The sequence below is a fragment of the Enteroscipio rubneri genome (genome assembly GCF_963929405.1).
GTDB lineage: Bacteria > Actinomycetota > Coriobacteriia > Coriobacteriales > Eggerthellaceae > Enteroscipio > Enteroscipio rubneri.
In genome coordinates this window covers 170,090-186,890 of sequence record NZ_CAWVIN010000002.1, presented here as the reverse complement: position 1 = coordinate 186,890, position 16,801 = coordinate 170,090, and the positions used below count along the sequence as shown (strand labels likewise).

The 16,801-nt window shown below is 66.0% G+C and carries 14 protein-coding genes; 2 read left to right on the top strand and 12 right to left on the bottom strand.

Going from position 1 to position 16,801, the window contains the following annotated elements; genetic code table 11:
* The first annotated feature begins 16 nt into the window (after nucleotides 1–16).
* Together ABGT83_RS04210 and ABGT83_RS04205 are read left to right on the top strand one after the other, a co-directional pair.
* Entirely contained in the window at nucleotides 17–1,573 is a 1,557-nt protein-coding gene (locus ABGT83_RS04210; protein ID WP_346686104.1) for a putative DNA modification/repair radical SAM protein, read from the top strand.
* Nucleotides 1,570–2,544: a TIGR03915 family putative DNA repair protein gene (locus ABGT83_RS04205; RefSeq protein ID WP_346686102.1), complete on the top strand. Its 975-nt coding sequence runs from the start codon at nucleotides 1,570–1,572 to the stop codon at nucleotides 2,542–2,544. The genes ABGT83_RS04210 and ABGT83_RS04205 overlap by 4 nt, the downstream gene beginning before the upstream one ends.
* Before the next feature lie 624 nt (nucleotides 2,545–3,168).
* Here the strand turns inward: ABGT83_RS04205 and ABGT83_RS04200 are convergent.
* From ABGT83_RS04200 to ABGT83_RS04145, 12 genes are all read right to left on the bottom strand, one after another.
* Entirely contained in the window at nucleotides 3,169–4,311 is a 1,143-nt protein-coding gene (locus tag ABGT83_RS04200; protein ID WP_418762820.1) for a radical SAM protein, read from the bottom strand.
* 44 nt (nucleotides 4,312–4,355) lie between these two features.
* Nucleotides 4,356–5,357: an NAD(P)-binding domain-containing protein gene (locus ABGT83_RS04195; RefSeq protein ID WP_103265624.1), complete on the bottom strand. Its 1,002-nt coding sequence runs from the start codon at nucleotides 5,355–5,357 to the stop codon at nucleotides 4,356–4,358.
* A 164-nt stretch (nucleotides 5,358–5,521) separates the two neighbouring features.
* A complete protein-coding gene (locus tag ABGT83_RS04190) occupies nucleotides 5,522–6,451 on the bottom strand; it encodes a DegV family protein (protein WP_103265625.1) in 930 nt (309 codons plus the stop codon).
* 136 nt (nucleotides 6,452–6,587) lie between these two features.
* Nucleotides 6,588–7,490 (bottom strand): DegV family protein, encoded by a 903-nt coding sequence (locus tag ABGT83_RS04185; protein WP_103265626.1) that lies wholly within the window; start codon nucleotides 7,488–7,490, stop codon nucleotides 6,588–6,590.
* 99 nt (nucleotides 7,491–7,589) lie between these two features.
* Nucleotides 7,590–9,044 carry a nicotinate phosphoribosyltransferase gene (locus ABGT83_RS04180; RefSeq protein ID WP_346686099.1) on the bottom strand — a complete coding sequence of 485 codons (1,455 nt, stop codon included), beginning with the start codon at nucleotides 9,042–9,044 and terminating at the stop codon, nucleotides 7,590–7,592.
* Nucleotides 9,045–9,112: 68 nt separating this feature from the next.
* On the bottom strand, nucleotides 9,113–10,654 hold the full coding sequence (ricT, locus tag ABGT83_RS04175; protein ID WP_346686097.1) for a regulatory iron-sulfur-containing complex subunit RicT: 1,542 nt from the start codon (nucleotides 10,652–10,654) through the stop codon (nucleotides 9,113–9,115).
* Nucleotides 10,655–10,667: 13 nt separating this feature from the next.
* Complete coding sequence (locus tag ABGT83_RS04170; protein WP_103265629.1) at nucleotides 10,668–11,840, bottom strand: ATP-binding protein; 1,173 nt, start codon at nucleotides 11,838–11,840, stop codon at nucleotides 10,668–10,670.
* Between the two features lie 2 nt (nucleotides 11,841–11,842).
* Nucleotides 11,843–12,703: a dTMP kinase gene (gene tmk / locus ABGT83_RS04165; protein ID WP_346686095.1), complete on the bottom strand. Its 861-nt coding sequence runs from the start codon at nucleotides 12,701–12,703 to the stop codon at nucleotides 11,843–11,845.
* 33 nt (nucleotides 12,704–12,736) lie between these two features.
* Nucleotides 12,737–13,288 carry a fumarate hydratase C-terminal domain-containing protein gene (locus ABGT83_RS04160; RefSeq protein WP_103265631.1) on the bottom strand — a complete coding sequence of 184 codons (552 nt, stop codon included), beginning with the start codon at nucleotides 13,286–13,288 and terminating at the stop codon, nucleotides 12,737–12,739.
* Nucleotides 13,285–14,178 carry a fumarate hydratase gene (locus ABGT83_RS04155; protein ID WP_346686094.1) on the bottom strand — a complete coding sequence of 298 codons (894 nt, stop codon included), beginning with the start codon at nucleotides 14,176–14,178 and terminating at the stop codon, nucleotides 13,285–13,287. The genes ABGT83_RS04160 and ABGT83_RS04155 overlap by 4 nt, the downstream gene beginning before the upstream one ends.
* Before the next feature lie 91 nt (nucleotides 14,179–14,269).
* Complete coding sequence (locus tag ABGT83_RS04150; RefSeq protein ID WP_346686092.1) at nucleotides 14,270–15,925, bottom strand: hypothetical protein; 1,656 nt, start codon at nucleotides 15,923–15,925, stop codon at nucleotides 14,270–14,272.
* Entirely contained in the window at nucleotides 15,922–16,719 is a 798-nt protein-coding gene (locus ABGT83_RS04145) for an ABC transporter ATP-binding protein (RefSeq protein WP_346686090.1), read from the bottom strand. The genes ABGT83_RS04150 and ABGT83_RS04145 overlap by 4 nt, the downstream gene beginning before the upstream one ends.
* Nucleotides 16,720–16,801 lie beyond the last annotated feature (82 nt).

Here is a 16,801-nt window from a genome sequence, read left to right as displayed (position 1 = left end):
GCGAACGGATGACCGCATGAAATTGATCGAAAAGCTCGAAATCCTCGCCGACGCTGCGAAGTACGACGTCGCCTGCACCTCGTCGGGCATCGACCGCGGCGCGCAAAAGGGCAAGCTCGGCAACACCCTGGCGGCCGGATGCTGCCACAGCTTCGCGGCCGACGGGCGCTGCATCACCCTGCTCAAGGTGCTCATGACCAACGTCTGCGTCTACGACTGCGCCTACTGCGCGAACCGCGCGTCCAATGAAGTTCCGCGCGCGGCGTTCAAGCCGCGCGAGCTGGCCGACCTCACTATCGCGTTCTATCGGCGCAACTACATCGAGGGCCTGTTCCTCAGCTCCGGCGTCATCCGTTCCCCCGACTGCACCACCGAGCTCATGATCCAGACGCTCTCCCTCCTGCGTGAAGAGCACGGCTTCCGCGGCTACATCCACGCGAAGGCCGTGCCCGGCACCTCGCCCGAGCTCGTGCAGCAGCTGGGGCACCTCGCCGACCGCATGAGCGTGAACATGGAGCTGCCCTCGCAGAGGAGCCTCGCACTGCTCGCCCCCGAGAAGGACAAGCAGCAGATCATCGCCCCCATGCAGCAGATCCGCGACAACATAGCCGTGGACAAGGACACGCGTGCGCTCGTGCGGCGCGGCACCACGTACATGAAACAGGTCGTGCCGAAGAAGAAGGAGCGCGCATTCGTGCCGGCCGGACAGTCCACGCAGATGATCGTAGGCGCCACTCCCGAAAGCGACTTCCAGATCCTCAACCTCTCCGCGGCCCTCTACCGCACGCTCTCGCTCAAGCGCGTGTTCTTCAGCGCCTACACGCCCGTGAACGACGACGCGCGGCTGCCCGGCACCGACGCCCTCCAGCTCAACCGCGAGCACCGCCTGTACCAGGCCGATTGGCTACTGCGCTTCTATCGTTTCGATGTCACCGAGATCATCGACGAGAAGCACCCCTTTCTCGACCCCGAGGTGGATCCGAAAGCGAACTGGGCGCTCAACCACTTGGACTTCTTTCCGGTGGAAGTGAACAAGGCCCCGCTCGATGCGCTGTTGCGCGTGCCCGGCATCGGCGTGAAGGGAGCGCGATCCATCGTGCGCGCCCGCCGCACCACATGCCTGCGCGAGCAGGAGTTGCGCAAGCTCGGCATCGCGTACAAGCGCGCGCGGTTCTTCATCACTTGCAACGGCAGCTACGCTGGCCAAGGCGCCGACTTCTCCCGCGAAGGATTGCGGGCGCAGCTGGTCGCGCCCATCGAAGGCGGCAAGCACGGACGGCGCGCAGACAAGACCATACCAGGGCAGATGAGCCTATTCGATAGCATCGAAACCCCTGAGAAGAAGCGCATCGCCGACGGCGCCGCCCGAGCGCGGGCGCTTGACAGCGGCCCGGCAGCCGGCGGGGCTGGCGCAGCCGACGCCGCCGACGGCGAGCGCTCCTCCGCAGCCGGTGAGACTGTCGACAAGCGCCCTTCCGCAGCTGACGTTGCTAACAGCAAGCGTTCCTCCGCAGCCGACGGCGTCTACGGCTGGCAGCGCGCCCTCGAGCATCCCGAGGCCGTGTGCGCATGAGCCGCAATCCCGATCCTTCCCCCGCGCCCAAGCCCATGCCCGCGCCCTCCCCCGTCCCTACGCCCGAGCAGCCGCTCGAAGACGTGGCCTACGTCTACGACGGCACGCCCGAAGGGCTGTTCACCGCCGTGTTCATGGCCTACGCCCACCGCGAGGACCCTCAGGACGTAGCCGTGCATGACACGTTCCAGCCGCGCCTCGGGCAGGCCGTGCGCTCCATCGAGACGGACGAGGAGCTTGCTCTGCGCGTGCGGCGCGGCATCAGGCGCGCGTGCGGGCATGCCTGCTACGACGCCGCGCTGCGCGCATCGCTCTCCGACGACCCGAGCTCCGGCATCGTCGTCTACCGCTTCGTCCGCTATGCGATGGCGGCGAACCGCCCGCACGACTGCACGGGCTGCCGCAAGCGCGGATCGTGCGGCGGCCCCCTAGGCTCCGGGGGCCCCACCGGCGCGGCCGGCTGCTCGGGCAAGGCGCGCGGCAGCGTCCTCAACGACCTCGCCCATCCCGCGGTGGAGCCGCTCATGCGCCTCGTGCGCGCCGTCGGCAACGAACGCCACCGCATGCTGCAGTTCCTGCGCTTCGAGCATCTGGAGAACGGCGTGTGGTTCGCGCGCTGCAACCCGAGCGCAGCGGTGGTGCCCCTGCTCATGGACTGGTTCAGCGGCCGCTTCAACACCCAGCCGTTCATCATTTTCGACGAGAACCACGGCATGGCCGGCGTCTACGAGGGCCGCGATTGGTACCTCGTGCGCACCGACGAAGTGAACCTGCCCGACAAGGCCTCCGACGAGAAGCTCATGCAGGCCGCATGGAAACGCTTCTACGACACCGTGGCCATCGAGGCGCGCTACAACCCCGAGCTGCGCCGCCAGTTCATGCCCAAGCGCCTCTGGAAGAACATCATCGAGATGCACGAGCACATCCCCGGCAAAGACCTCTCGCACCCGAGGCGCCATCCCGAAGGCTAACGGCGCCGCTCGTTCGCCCCGGCCCCAGTATGCCCGGCGGCGACGCTCCGGCACCAGCATGCTAGGCGGCGATGCTCCGGCACCAGCAGGCGGCGTCATTCCAGCGTCGGCATTCCCGGCGGCGACGCTCCCGACGTCAGCATTCCGACAGCATGCTCAATGCACCAGCAGGTGGACGACAGGCGAGGGATACGGGAGCACGTCAATGGCGGTTTGACGGCGCAAGACGGCTTTCTGGCAGAGATTTCGAGGTATGTGATTTAGAAACGTGCAGAAACGATTGCACGCAAGAATGCGACGTCGTTTTGCCTGTTCGGAAAATCTCTACGCACCCCGGAGCGGGCTCCCGCTCTATAAAAAATCACATACCTCGGAATCTCTGCCATTTTGAGCCATGCCGACGTTTCGTTCCGAGCGGCAATGCAGCAGGTCGACGTTTCGTTCCGGGCGGCAAGTCGTCGTTTCATCCTGGATGCCGATACGGCAGGTCGCTTCCTCGTTCATGCCACGGCGCGCTTGCCCGCGCTGACGCGGGCAGCACGGTCGGCCGTCCCCTTACACGCCGGCGAACTCGAAGGCAGGACAAAAACCTCGGCCATGCGCCCGAGCGTGCTCGTCTCGAACCTACACGCCGGTGAGATCAAAGGGCGGGATGAAGCTCTCCTCGGCGGCGCCGCCCTCCTGCCAGAAGTAGTCCTCCACGCCCAGCTCGTCGGCGAAGTCGAGCAGGCGCTCGTACTCCTCGTCCGGCACGCGCCGCGCCAACTCGGAACAGCGCCGCAGCGCCTCGGCCGCCCGCGCGTCCCCCGCAGCGGCGGCATCGGCCAGCACGGGCGTGTACTGGTTCATGAGCGACAGCAGAACGTCCGAGCCGAACCGCTCGTGCACGAGCCGCACGACGCGCTTCGAATCCTCCAACGCGCCCGGCAGCATGAGGTGGCGCACCACCGTGCCGCGCACGAGTCGAGGCCGACCGTCCACGTCGTCGAACGAAGGCGGACCCGTCTGCGCTACCATGGCCTCGAGCGCCGCCAGCGCGACATCCGGATAGTCGGACGCATGCGAATAGCGCGCCGCCAACGCCGCATCGGCGTACTTGAAATCGGTCAGGTAGGCGTCCACCGTGCCCGCATTCGCCCGCACGGCCGCAGCCGTCTCGTAGCCCGACGTGTTCCACAGCACCGGCAGCGCCAGCCCCCGACCACGCGCGATCGCGACGGCCGCGCGCGCCTGCGGCGCGTAGTGGGTAGGCGTCACAAAGTTCACGTTGAGCGCGCCCTGCGCCTCAAGCTCCAGGCACATCTCGGCCAGCCGCTCCACGCTCACAGGCGCGCCGGCCTCGCCGGCGGCGATGACCGCGTTCTGGCAGTAGACGCACCTGAGCGGGCAGTACGCGAAGAACACCGTGCCGCTTCCCGCGTCTCCGCTGATGGGGGGCTCCTCCCAGAAATGCAGCGCCGCGCGCGCCACCACGAGCGCGTCGCTCGCGCCGCACGTGCCGCGCGCGCCCGAAGCCCGATCGGCTCCGCAGGCCCGCGGGCACAGGTCGCACGACGCCGGCGCAAGCGGCTCAGGCATGCGGTCGCACGTCGCTTTCGCCGCGCGCCTGTCGCCCGCAATCGTCGCGAATCCATAGCGTGCATCCACCGAACGCTCGCGAGCGAGCCTTGCCGCCGCACCCTTCCCGCTCGCGTCCTCTGCATCCGCCATGGCGTCGCCCGCAGGCGCGCTCATCGCCGAAGCGCCGCCGGCAAACGCGCTCATCATCGTGACACCGCCCGCAGGCGCGCTCACCGCCGAAGCGTCCCGGATCAATTCGCCGAGAACGAGCCGAACGGTCCGGGATATCCTTGGTACGGATCACGGCCATGATCGTGATCGTGGTCGCAGTCGTCGCCGCACCCGTCAAGGCCATCGAGGTCCTCGTCATCGTAGTCTTCGACCCCCTCGCCATACGCCTGCTCGGCGCGCGTCCAATCGAGCCCCTGCTCTGCACAGGCGGCTTCCTCGCCATACACGAGAGCGAGCGCCGCGGGCGATTTGTCGGCCCCGCCGATGACCGCCAGCAGCTCCAGCAGATGCAGGCTCGCCTCGGCATGGGGCAGAATAAGATCCATATCGTCGGCTGCCATGAGCGCGGCCGAAAGCTCGCCCATGAGCATTTCCACCGTATAATCGCCGTCGAAGCGCATCGCCGACACCGCGTCCAGCACGTGCTCGGCAAGCGGAGTAGTCGCACCTGCTTGCCCTGTTTCGGCCGCAGCAGGCCCAGCCGAACGGCGATGCGCACGGTAGAGCGCATCCGCCTCCACGGCCGACACGATCTGGGACACGGTCTGCAGCGTGTACGCAGCGCGCCCGAGCTGGGCTGTTCCCGCTCCGCCTGTGTCTTGGACCGATCCGACAAGCATCTCCAGCAGCGGGCGCGCGGCCTCCACGCCGTCCTCGTCTCCGGCAACGAAGCAGGCGAGGTTGTCGCGGTCGGCGAACGCTTCCGGACGCGCAACGTCCAGTACCACAAGCGGAGCCTCAACGAGCACAAGGCTGCTCACCACGGCTACCGCGTTCAACTCGCGAGCGAAATCGGGCGTCGTCGGCGAAAGGTCGAGCAAGAGGGCGCCCGGGGCAGCCGTTTGCATGTAGCCCTCTTCGTCAAAGTAGGCATCCTCGAGCGCGGTCTGGGATGTGCAGTAGGTGATGATGACGCCCGCTTCGACAGGGTCGTCGGTCCGCACGTAGCCTGCGGCTTCAAGCCGCTGCGCCATCGCAGCGCCCACCGTCTCGTTGCCGGTGTATGCAAAAGCCTTCTTCATTGAAGCACCTTTCCCGAATTCGTCCGCTCGTGTTCTGCCCGTATCCGCCCGCTTGCGCGATCGATTCCAGCCCGCTCGCTCGCGCTTCGTCCGTCAGGCGCTCGAATCGCCCGTCGCTCGAACGTAGGACGGCGGGCGACATTCTCAGCCGAAGGCGCCTCCCGCTAGTCCTCTCCTTTGACCCGCTTTGCAATGCGGTCTGCCACGGACAGCTCCTCGCGCTTGTCCCCGCCCCAGAACACCACAGCTATCATGCCGGGGCCCACGTGACTGCCGATGACGGGCCCGATGCTGCTCTCCAAAAACAGTATGCTGCCGTCGTCCTTCTCAAGCTCGTCTTTAAGACGCTGGGCATCCTTCGGACAATCGGCGTTGCCTATCACCACGCACCGCCCAGGACGCGAATCGGCTTTGCGCTTGCGATAGTATTCGGCCAGCTGCTTGATGCCCTTCTTCCGTCCACGCGCCACGCCCGCTAGGGCCAGTTTGCCCTCGACCGTAATGGTGAGCAGCGGCTTCACATCCAACTTCGACCCCGCGTAGGCAACTGAGCCGGGAATGCGACCGCCGCGCCGCAGCGCCTCCAAGTCCTCCACCATAAACTCGGCATCGACAAAAAAACGCGCTTCTTCGGCCCATCGGGCCAGCTCGCACGCCGTCATGCCGTTGTCGCGCTGGCCGAGCGCCTCGTAAACCAAAAGCGCCTCTGCCACCGAGGCCAGACGGGTGTCCACCAGGTAGAGCTCGGCTTCGGGATGCTCGGCCTTCACCTGCTCGAGCACCATCGTGGCGGCGTCGAAGCTGCCCGTCAGCCCGCTCGAGAAGCTCAGGCACACCGTGGGCACGCCGCTAGCGACGGCGCGCTCGAAGGCCTCGCGGTACACCGGCATGGGCACCTGGGAGGTGGTGGGCTCCTCGCCGCTGCGCATGGCCTGGTAGAAATCGTGCGCCGACGAGGTCCGGTACAGATCGTCGGCGTGCTCGCCGTCGCTCATGATGTAGGGGTAGCGGATGAGCTCCACCCCGTCCCTGTCGATCACCTCGTAAGGCAGATCGCAGCAGGAATCGATGATCAGGTTGCACACTGGCTGCATGTCCGAGCCTTCCTTCGCTTTGTTTTCGTCCGGAACGCCCCCGGCACCCCGGCGCACCCGCCGGCGTTACCTCGCGCCCCTGCGCCCCGGCTCCGCCGACGTCTCCGGCCCGCCGACGCCCCCGGCACCGCGTCGCCTACGACGCGCTGACGCGCGCATGGACGGGACCGTTCAGCTTGCCCGCAAGCGCGCTTGCGCACTCGTAAGCAATCCCCACAGCCGGCCCTACGTGAAGACCGATGACCGGGCTGACGGGCAACACGCCTACCGAACGCCCGATGAGCGGTTCGACAACCTCGTGCGCCCATGCAACCGCCGGGGTGCGGTCGCCGATATAGTGCACGACAACGTGCTTGAGGCCGTGCTCCTCGACATCCTTCTTGAACGTCGCGACAATCTTATCGAGCGCCTTCTTGCGTGTGCGAACCTTCGCGAACGTCGTCGCCTTTCCATCGCTCACCGTGAGCACAGGGGCAAGTTGGATCAGATTGCCCAAAAGGGCGGCTGCGTTGCCGATACGCCCGCCTTTCTGCAAAAACGTGAGTGTCTCGGGCGTGAACAAAAAGCGGGTGGCCTGCATGCCCTCAAGCGCAGCGGCAGTGCAACCCGCCAGATCAGCCCCTTCACCACGCGCACGAACAGCATCGAATACCGGCCATGCCTCGTCATAGCCGCACGAGGAGGAATCGATGATGGCGTAGGAGAAGTCCAGGTTGCGCGCCTTCACGGCGCGCGCTGCGCGCACCGCACCTTCGTAGGCGCCCGACAACCCCGAGGAGATGAAGATGCCCAGCACCTCGTCGCCCGCCTCGGCTGCATCCTCGAACAGTTCTTCGAGCACGAGCTGAGAGGGTTGGCTTGACGTGGGGATATCGTCAACCATGTCATAGATGTCCGCATAAAACGCGTCCAGATCCATAGCCGCATCGGCATATTCCACGCCATCGCGGTTCACGTACAACGTGACTATCTCGATGCCGGCGTCGCGTGCCTCGTCGGCGGGTATGGAGGCAACCGAGTCGGTGATTATCTTGATCATGGCGTCCTTCCTTAACCGGAGCCCGCACTTGGGCGGCAAGTTCGCATGAATACGGCAGCGGCACCGATATGCGGCCCCACTGCCGTATCCGCTATTAAACTACGCGATGCCGCGCAACCGCGCCACCAAATCGCGACGGCGCTCAAAAAGACCATATTCGAGCCCCACCGGGTACGTATGCGGGTTGAGCATGCGCTTCTGGCTCTCGTCGAGGGTGGCAAGACCCGCCCGAGCACGGTCGCGGGCCGCCAATGCGTCGCGCAAATCGACATCGAGCACGGTAGCGCCGGCACGCGCAAGAGGTTTGAGCAACGTCTCGAAGCGCTTGCCCGCAAGCCGCTTCTGGCGCAGGTCGTCCAGCGGATCGACAATAATTTCGCGCTCGTCCGCACCCGCATGTATGTCGAACACCATATCGCCCGCCAAGCGGCCATCGTCGTGGAAGTAGCGTCGGACGTCCAGCACGCCCGGAGTGGTAAGCTTCGCCACCGATTCCGATATCTTCAAGCGATCGCACCAGGCATCCTCGCCCGGTGCGCGCGTGGCGGAAAGCTTGTACACACCGCCCAGCGTGGGCTGGTCGTAGGCGCAAGCCAGCTTCGTGCCCACGCCCCATGAGGTAACCTGGGCTCCTTCGTCGCGAATGGACTGGATGGCATATTCGTCCAGATCGTTGGACAGCACGATGCCGCAGTCATCAAGACCCGCTTCATCGAGCATGCTGCGAGCCATCTTCGCAAGCCAGGACAGATCGCCCGAATCGATGCGGACGCCGGACAGGCGATCCCCGCGCTCGCGCATCTCCAGCCCCACCGTGATGGCATTTCTCAATCCCTGCTCCACATCATAGGTGTCCACGAGCAGCACGCAGTTGTTCGGGAACGCCGCCGCGTAGGCGCGGAACGCCGTCAGCTCGTCAGAGAACGACATCACCCACGAATGCGCGTGCGTTCCCGAAACCGGCACGCCGAACATTTGACCGGCCAGCACATTGGAGGTGGAGGCGCAGCCACCCACCACCGCCGCGCGGCTGGCCCACACCCCGCCGGCCGGTCCCTGGGCGCGCCTCAGACCGAACTCGGCGACGGGCGCCTCGGCCGCCAAACACACCCGCGCCGCCTTCGTTGCCACAAGCGTCTCGAAGTTCACGCAGTTGAGAAGGGCCGTCTCGATAAGCTGGCAGTCCATAATGGGGCCCGTCACGCGCACAAGCGGTTCATGCGGGAACACGACGGTGCCCTCGGCAACGGCATCGATGTCCACGTCCAGCTTGAACGTACGGAGCCTCTCGAGAAACTCCGGCTTGAACAGCTTCCCGCCGCCCGGCGCATCGAGCGATGCCAAGTAGCTCGCATCGTCATCTGTGAAGGAGAACGAGTCCACGAGATCGGCCAGCTGCGCCATGCCGCTCGCCACAGCGAAGCCCCCTTTGAACGGATAGTCCCGAAAGTACATATGGAAGCAGGCCTGCATCTCGCCCTGCCCGCTCTCCCAGTACCCCTGCGCCATCGTGAGCTGGTACAGATCCGTGAGCATCTCGTAATCAATCTTCATGGTTCGCAAGCCTCCCCTTAAGCTAGCTCTCGTAGTCGCCTTGGCGCTCCTCTTTGCACGAAGCCGCCTTATTCCTTCGCGCCGCCCTTGCCGGCGCCGCCGTTTTCGCCCGCGCCTCCCGCTTTGTGACTGCGCCGCCGAGCCCGACGATGGCCGCCACCCTCCGCACGGGCTCCCTCGGTCTGGGCCGCGTCTGCCCCGCCGACACTACGAGGCTGCGCGCCCTGTCCGGCAGGAGCCGCCTTCTGAACCTGTCTGAGCCCCGAAGACCGCTGGCCCGGGCGAGGACCTTGCTTCGAGGAGCCTGAGGGCTTCTGACCTTGGCGTTTCTTCTGCTGCTCGCCAGTTGGAGCCGCGCTCTGCTTTTTTGCCGACTGGCCCGGACGCTTCTTCTGACCGCCCTGACCGCCCTTCTGCCCGGCGGCACCCTGGGCGCGCGCCGTGCTCTTCTGCTTTTGACTGGGCTTTTGCCCCTCGACGCCCTGCGCCGCCTCGCCACCCACCTTCGTGGAGCGCCGGCGCCGCGGCTTGCGACCGCTTGCCGCCTGTGCATCAGCCGCCTTGTCGGACGCAGCCCCGCCGCGCCCGCCGCGGCCGGAACCGCCGCCGTTGCCGGTACCGCCGCGCGCCTGCTTCTGACCGCTCTTGCCCGTCCTGCGCACGGCCTTCGGATCGGCCAACTTGTCCTGACCGGTCAGCTGCGAGGTAAGCAGCGTGCCGCCCTCTCCCACGATAGCAAGCGCGTTCGCGGCATTCGCCTCCTCCCACGCCTCTGCTCCCACGCGTTTCGGCCGGCTGCCCTCCTCGGGCGGATCGAAGTGTGCAAGCGGCACCTTCACCGGCTTCTCGCCCTCGATCTTGAGCGATACGATCTCGCGCGGCACATCCAGATCGACCACTTTCGCCGTGCCGGCGGGCGTTTCCACCTGAGTGTTCTGTTTCGGAGCGCGGCTTTTGAAGTCCTTGTACGCATCGAACTCGTAGCGCAAACAGCACATGAGTCGTCCGCACACGCCCGATATCTTCTGCGGGTTGAGCGAGAGATCCTGCTCTTTGGCCATGCGGATAGACACCGGGCAGAACTCGCCGCCCAAGCGCTTGCAGCACAGCTCCTGGCCGCAATGTCCCAAACCGCCCACCATGCGCGCCTCGTCGCGCACGCCGATCTGGCGCATATCCACACGCACGCGGAACTTCGACGCCAGCTTGCGCACAAGATCGCGGAAGTCGACGCGCTCCTCGGCCTCGAAGTAAAAGACAGCCTTGTCACCGTCGAACAGGTACTCGACGGACACCGGGTGCATGTCCGCATCGGCTTCTGCAGCCATCTGCTTGAATAACGGCAGCGCCTCAGCGGACAGACGCTCCATTTCGGCGGCCTGAGCCTCGTCTTCCTCCGTGGCAATGCGCATCACGGGCTTGAGCGGAGTCTTGAGCTTCTTGACCTGCGAGGCTTCGGCTTCGAATGCGTCATCCGCGGCGCGGCCGAACTCAACGCCCCGCGCGGTCGATACAATCACACCATCGCCGGCACGCACCTCAAACTCGCCGGCGTCGAACCAGAGCGTCTTCGGGTTGAAATACAGATTGACTGGTGCAATCCGGACCATAGGGCACCTCTCTTTATCGTCTCGCGGTTCGCTCGATGCGCGCGGAGCGCTCGCCGAACAGCGCGTACTTCACTTCGAACAACAACGCGTCGATGCATGTCTCAGGGGATACATTATACGAGATTGCCTCGTCACAGCGCAGCACGGCCTCAAGCGCAACAGCTACGCGGGCTTCGTCGGTGCGCTCGGCGGCTTCGGAGAGCGAGCCGCGCACGTCCACGTTGATCACCAGTTCGGACGCTCCGGAGCAGACCATCAGCACGTCGCGCAGCCATGAGCGCACGATGGAGGTGAGCTGACGCAGCGACTCGAAGCTCTTCGCGGTGAGTGCGCGCTTGTTGCGCGCCTCGATTTGGCGGATAGCCGACTTCGCCAGAAAGTCGGCGTTTTGGGCAAGATCCTGCTCCAGTTCGGCACGCACGACGTCGAGCGGCGCCTTCGCCTGCACAACCAGATCGGCGGCATAGCCAAGAAGATCCCAATCATCCGCCTCGCGCATGCGCCCCAGCACCTCGAGCACGCGCGTGCGGAACGCCAGGCGCTCGTTTGACTTTAAAAAATCAACGGCACGAGTGATGGAGCCCCCGCATGCCTCGAGCGCCATACGCGCCTGGTCATGGGCCGCCCCCGTGTTCTGCACGATGATGCCCGCGGCCTCGCTCGCCGGGATGGAGCGAAACGGCACTACCTGGCACCTCGAGACGATGGTGGGCAGAACGCTCTCGCGCGTGCGCCCCAAAAGGACGAGCACGACATCGGCCGGCGGCTCCTCGAGCGTTTTGAGAAAAGCATTGGCCGCTTGCACCCCGAGCAAGTCCACGCGATCGAGGATGTAGACCTTGCGAGCGCCCTGAATGGGGGCGAGCGCCGTGTCGGCCACGATATCGCGAATCTGATCGACCAGGTAGCCGCCTGCGCCCTCAGGCGCAAAATAGCGCACGTCGGGGTGTTTTCTGCGCATGATGCGCCGGCAGCAGTCGCAGGCACCGCAATTCCCTCCCCGCGGGCCGTTGGCGCCTTTCGGACACATGATCGCCTGCGCAAGCGCATAGGCCGCGAGCGTCTTGTTCGAACCGGCAGGGCCTGTGAACAGATACGCGTGGCTCACCCGGTCTTGGGCCACCGTGGCGCGCAGGAACTCGCGCACCTGGGGTTGGCCGAGTATGTTCTCGAACGCGTCGGCCACGTTTATCCCGCCTGCGAGCCGCCGCGTTGTGCGCGCGCATCCGACCGCCCCACACGAGAGCGATGGACGTCGAGCCGTTCGAAAAACGAGGGATCGCGCGCTTCGCTCTCGGCCATCCACGGGAACAGATCGGCGAGTTCGGCGAATACGGCCGCAGCCGTAGACGACTTCTTTCCGCTCGACTCCACTACGCGCACGCGCGCGGGTTCATCGTGGGCGATCTCCAGGAACGCCTTGTTAACACGGGCGTGAAAATCCTCGCCGGCGCGCTCGAGCCTATCCGCGCCCGTGCGCCGCGTGGCGCGCGCGAGCCCCGTGCCGGCCGAACCGCCCGTTACAAGCAGGATGGTACGGTCGGGACGCACGCCCTGGCAGGCAAAGCTGTTCGCACGATCCACGAACTCGCGTGATAACCCGCGGCCAGCAGCCTGATACGCCACCGTGGAATCCGTGAAGCGGTCGCACAGCACCACCGCCCCGCGCTCGAGCGCAGGCTTGATGACCTGTGCTACGATTTGGGCACGAGCGGCTTCGTAGACGAGCAGCTCCGTCTCATCGGACATGTCGTCGTTGGCCGGATCGAGCACTATGGCGCGCAATTGCTCGCCGATGCCCGTGCCGCCCGGTTCGCGCAGACACAGCACCTCGCGATCTCGGTCGCGCAAGGACTCGGCCAAAAAGCGGATATGGGTTGATTTGCCGGCACCCTCGCCGCCCTCGAACGTGATGAAGGCACCGCGTCGGGCTTCTCCGCCGGGTTCCGATGCGCGCCGGGCTTCGCCGTTCTCGCGAGCTTCAGTCGTCTTGCGACGGACGTCCGCTCCACGTCTCGCGCGTTGTGTTGCAGATGTGTTCTCGGCCATGGTTCCTATTCAATCCCGAACGCTCGCTCGCGCTCAGATAAGATCGTACACGTCGTTGCCGCGGACATCGATGCCCACGAACACGGGGAAGTCGACGACCTCGATGCGGCGCAGCGCCTCGGTCCCCAAATCCCCGTACGCCACCGTCTCCGATGATGCCACGCATTTCGCCAGATAGGCCGCAGCGCCGCCGCACGCCACGAAATAAACGGAACCGGTTTCGATGCAGGCGGCGCGCACCTCTGGGTTGCGGCGGCCTTTGCCGACGGTGGCGACCACCCCTGCACGATGCAGCGTGGGCGCAGCAAAGTCCATGCGGCTGGCCGTGGTGGGCCCTACCGCACCGAACGGACGGCCAGCCGCCGAGGGGGTGGGGCCCGCGTAGAAGATGGCCTGGCCGTCTAGGCCGTAGGGCAGCGTGCCGTCCGCGGCCTCGAGCTCGGTCATAAGACGCACGTGTCCCGCATCGCGCAGCGTGTAGAGCGGCCCGGTGAGCAGGCACGTATCGCCAGCGTGCAGACCGGCGAGCGCCGCGCGCTCAAGCGGGAGCGCAAGACGAATCGCACCGCTGTCGATCGCATTCATCGAGCGTCCCCCTCTATCGCACGATGCCCCTCCGCATACCCGGCCAGCGGGATCGTCATGCGACGCATTGCAGAGCACCCCATATTGATGGCGAGCGGCAGCGCGGCGATATGACATGGCGCCGTGGCCACGCGCACGGCGAGCGCCGTCGTGCGGCCGCCGAGCCCACCCGGTCCCACGCCCGTTGCGTTCACGGCTTCGAGCAACTCCTCCTCCACCGCACGCACGCGCGGATCGGCCGCAGGTTCATCCACAGGGCGCATGAGCGCCCGCTTCGCGAGGCCGGCCACCTTGTCAAACGTGCTCCCAATGCCGACACCCACCACGAGCGGCGGACAGGCGTTCGCGCCCTTCTCGCACACGCAGCGAACAAGCTCGTCGACAATACCCTGCATGCCCGCGCCCGGCACGAGCATGGCCACGCGACTCGCGTTGTCCGAGCCGCCGCCTTTAAGCATGACGTGCAGGCGCGCAACGCCCAATTCGTCAACGGGGTGGATGTCGCAGAACGCAGGTGTGTTGTCACCGGAGTTCACGCGGTCGAGGATGGCGTCGTGCACGACCGACTTGCGCAGCCGTGCTTCATTGTAGGCGCGCGCAACCGCATCGTCCACATCAGCGAACACGTCTGCCGGCACGAGCACGCCAGGACCCACCTCGAGGCTCACCCATACGATGCCGGTGTCCTGGCAGATGGGCACGTGATCCTCGTGCGCGATGCGCGCGTTCTCCACCAGTTGCTCCAACACGGCGCGTCCACGCGGATTGTCCTCGCGCTCGAGCGCCGCGATCAGACCCGCCTTGATATCTGCCGGGAGATCGCATGCGAGCTTCGGAATAGCCGTGTAGACGGCCCGCGCGACCTGTGATTTCGAAATGATGGTTTCCATAGGAAACGATTATAGCGCAAGCGGCGCAGGGCTGATGGCGAATGCGGCAAGCGCCGCAAGCGGAGCGGCCCGAGCTTCGGCGTAAGGGCTCCTAACGCGCACGTTCCGCTCCGCGCAGTACGATGAGCGCGACCCCGACGCAGACGGCGACGGCCGCAGCAACCGTGAGCCACGGCAATTCAAAAGTCGATGCGATGGCCGTCGCCGCCACAAGCATTGCAAGACCGCCCTCGCTCCAAGGGCGCAACCCCTTTGAGGACATGCGCACGGCGTCCAAGCCAGCGCAGAGCAGCGTGGCCGCATTCGTCACCACGCCGAGGGCGAGCGCCGCCGCAAGCGGGACGCCCGGGGGCACCGCGAACGGAACGACCGCACAGGTGAGCACGGCGACCAGCGCGAATGCGGGCAACGAATCCAACACGAGCAGTTCGAACACGCTGAAAGGAAGCTGGTCACGCACAAGCCTCACGCGCATGTCGTCGCGAAAGGCGCGCGAAGCCTCGCGAGGGCCCGACGGCCGCACGAGCACGAGCAGCATGAGCCAGAACAGAAACGTCACAGGAGCACCTGCCCCGAACAGCGCCGCCACGCCAAGCGGCGTCGTTGCCGCCCCCAGCACGACAAGTCCTGCGAGTCCTTCGAACTGGCGGACGAGCGAGAGAGCAGAACGAGCGATGAAGACGAATCGGCCTTGCGCTGCGGGCAATCGGAATACCGGACCGCGGCGCGCCACCTTGATGCGACGACGATAATCGCTCTGCACGTCGGGATCGAGCGCAGAGAAGACACCGAAGGGATCGAGCTCGACAGCCAGCGCACTTTCCTGTACGACGGCTACCATATCAACCCGAGGCGAGAGCACGGCAAGGACCGCCGCCTCAACAACCAGGCACGCGAGTGCCGCCGCACCGAGAATCGCAAAGCCTGCCGAGCCGGCGGCGGCAAGAATGGGCCCGCATACGAACGCGCCCGCCGTTCCGGCTAGGCCGAGCGCGCATGCCACGACGATCCCGACTATCTTCTCCGCGCGCTGCGGGCGACGCCGCGAGGCGAGTCGCACGACGCCGATCGCCCACGATCCGCCCGCCACGGCCGCGAACAGCGCGGAACAGGCTAACGCCGCCATCGCAGGCGATACCTCGCCGAGCTCGAACGCGAAGCTCGCAAGAGGCGACGAGCCCGGCGGACCAGCTGCAGCAGCAGCCGGATCCGGCACGGCGGCTCCAAAGCCCGCTGCTGCAGTCCCCGATGCAGCGAACCAATCCCACCCCGCGCCGCCGAGCGCAGCCTCAAGGCCGAAGCCCAGCAGATAGCCGGCCAGGGCCCCAATGACGGCGGCGGCAAGCAGCGACGCGCCCGCGGCTTCCATCACGAGAGAGCGCGCCGAAATCGGGCTCGAAGCCACATAGGCGATGTCGGGATGCGAAAGACGCAAAGGCGCGCTGCGCAGGGCGCGCACCGACCAGTGCACGAACACCGCAACCGCCATAGCAAGGAGCGCCGAAACCGCCACGATACCCAGCAGCGAACCTACGGCGACAAACGTTTTCTCCACGACATCCAGAAGCGCGAACCATAACAGCGCCGCGCATATGAGCAGCGCCCCCGCGACGTAGAGTTGGTATACCCGGTCGCTCGCGTCGCGATCCACCGACGGATCGGTTCCTGCAAGATACGCCAGGCGCAGCAAGAACGTGCGCGCGTGACGCACTCGCAAGCGCACCAGCAACTGGAAATCGCGCATCATGCGATCAGCGCTCCCGGCTGCGCAAGCGCGCCGCCAGGTGTCGCGCCATCGGGTGTCGAGCGTCCAGGCACCAGGCGGCCTCCGTCCAGACGCAGCTGCACATCGGGCTCCAAATCGGGCACATCGTGGTGGCAGCTCATGAGTACGGCAGCACCGTCGTCGCGCGCGTCGGCCAGCAGCGAGCTCAACGCAGCCGCCGCCTCCCGATCAAGCGGGCCATATGGCTCGTCGAGCAGCAGCAGGCGGGGCTTCGCCATGAGCGCCAGCACGAGAGCCAGCTTCAGACGCATACCGCGCGAATACGACGAAGGATACTGGTCACCATGCGCCGCCAAGCCAAGCCTGTCGAACAGGCGCAGCGCCTCGTCTTCGCCGGCGGGCACGCGGTTGGCCGCCAATACGAATCGGATGTGCTCGACGGCGGTCAGATCGTCATAGAAGGAGGGCACATCGGGCACGAAGGCCATCTGCCGACGCACCATGCGATCCGAACCATCGAAGGGCTTGCCGAACAGTTCGACCGTTCCTTGGCTCGGCGCGGCCCATCCGGCCAGGCAGCGGAACAGCGTCGACTTCCCCGAGCCGTTCGGTCCCGTAAGAAACGCAACTTTCCCAGAATCGATCGAGAACGAAACGTCGCTCCACACATCAGCGCGCGCATAGCAAAACGAGAGCTTCTCCACGCGCAGCACTGGAGGTTCCAGGAACGCTTGGGTCGGCGCCCCACCTGGGCCGGCCGCTGCGTCGACCGTCGCACCGTTGCGCTCAAGTCCGCCTGTCGTCCGGCAGTCCATAGAGCCCCCTTCGATCTCGCGCACCCTTCTCGTCGCCCGCTATTCGCTCCAATACATGCAGGCGTGTAGGCGCAGTTTTGCC

What these genes read in the sequence shown, in the direction of transcription:
- ABGT83_RS04210 (WP_346686104.1), top strand. Translation starts at nt 17, where the DNA reads ATGAAATTGATCGAAAAGCTCGAAATCCTCGCCGACGCTGCGAAGTAC.
- ABGT83_RS04205 (WP_346686102.1), top strand. Translation starts at nt 1,570, where the DNA reads ATGAGCCGCAATCCCGATCCTTCCCCCGCGCCCAAGCCCATGCCCGCG.
- ABGT83_RS04200 (WP_418762820.1), bottom strand. Translation starts at nt 4,311, where the DNA reads ATGATGAGCGCGTTTGCCGGCGGCGCTTCGGCGATGAGCGCGCCTGCG.
- ABGT83_RS04195 (WP_103265624.1), bottom strand. Translation starts at nt 5,357, where the DNA reads ATGAAGAAGGCTTTTGCATACACCGGCAACGAGACGGTGGGCGCTGCG.
- ABGT83_RS04190 (WP_103265625.1), bottom strand. Translation starts at nt 6,451, where the DNA reads ATGCAGCCAGTGTGCAACCTGATCATCGATTCCTGCTGCGATCTGCCT.
- ABGT83_RS04185 (WP_103265626.1), bottom strand. Translation starts at nt 7,490, where the DNA reads ATGATCAAGATAATCACCGACTCGGTTGCCTCCATACCCGCCGACGAG.
- ABGT83_RS04180 (WP_346686099.1), bottom strand. Translation starts at nt 9,044, where the DNA reads ATGAAGATTGATTACGAGATGCTCACGGATCTGTACCAGCTCACGATG.
- ricT (WP_346686097.1), bottom strand. Translation starts at nt 10,654, where the DNA reads ATGGTCCGGATTGCACCAGTCAATCTGTATTTCAACCCGAAGACGCTC.
- tmk (WP_346686095.1), bottom strand. Translation starts at nt 12,703, where the DNA reads ATGGCCGAGAACACATCTGCAACACAACGCGCGAGACGTGGAGCGGAC.
- ABGT83_RS04160 (WP_103265631.1), bottom strand. Translation starts at nt 13,288, where the DNA reads ATGAATGCGATCGACAGCGGTGCGATTCGTCTTGCGCTCCCGCTTGAG.
- ABGT83_RS04155 (WP_346686094.1), bottom strand. Translation starts at nt 14,178, where the DNA reads ATGGAAACCATCATTTCGAAATCACAGGTCGCGCGGGCCGTCTACACG.
- ABGT83_RS04150 (WP_346686092.1), bottom strand. Translation starts at nt 15,925, where the DNA reads ATGATGCGCGATTTCCAGTTGCTGGTGCGCTTGCGAGTGCGTCACGCG.
- ABGT83_RS04145 (WP_346686090.1), bottom strand. Translation starts at nt 16,719, where the DNA reads ATGGACTGCCGGACGACAGGCGGACTTGAGCGCAACGGTGCGACGGTC.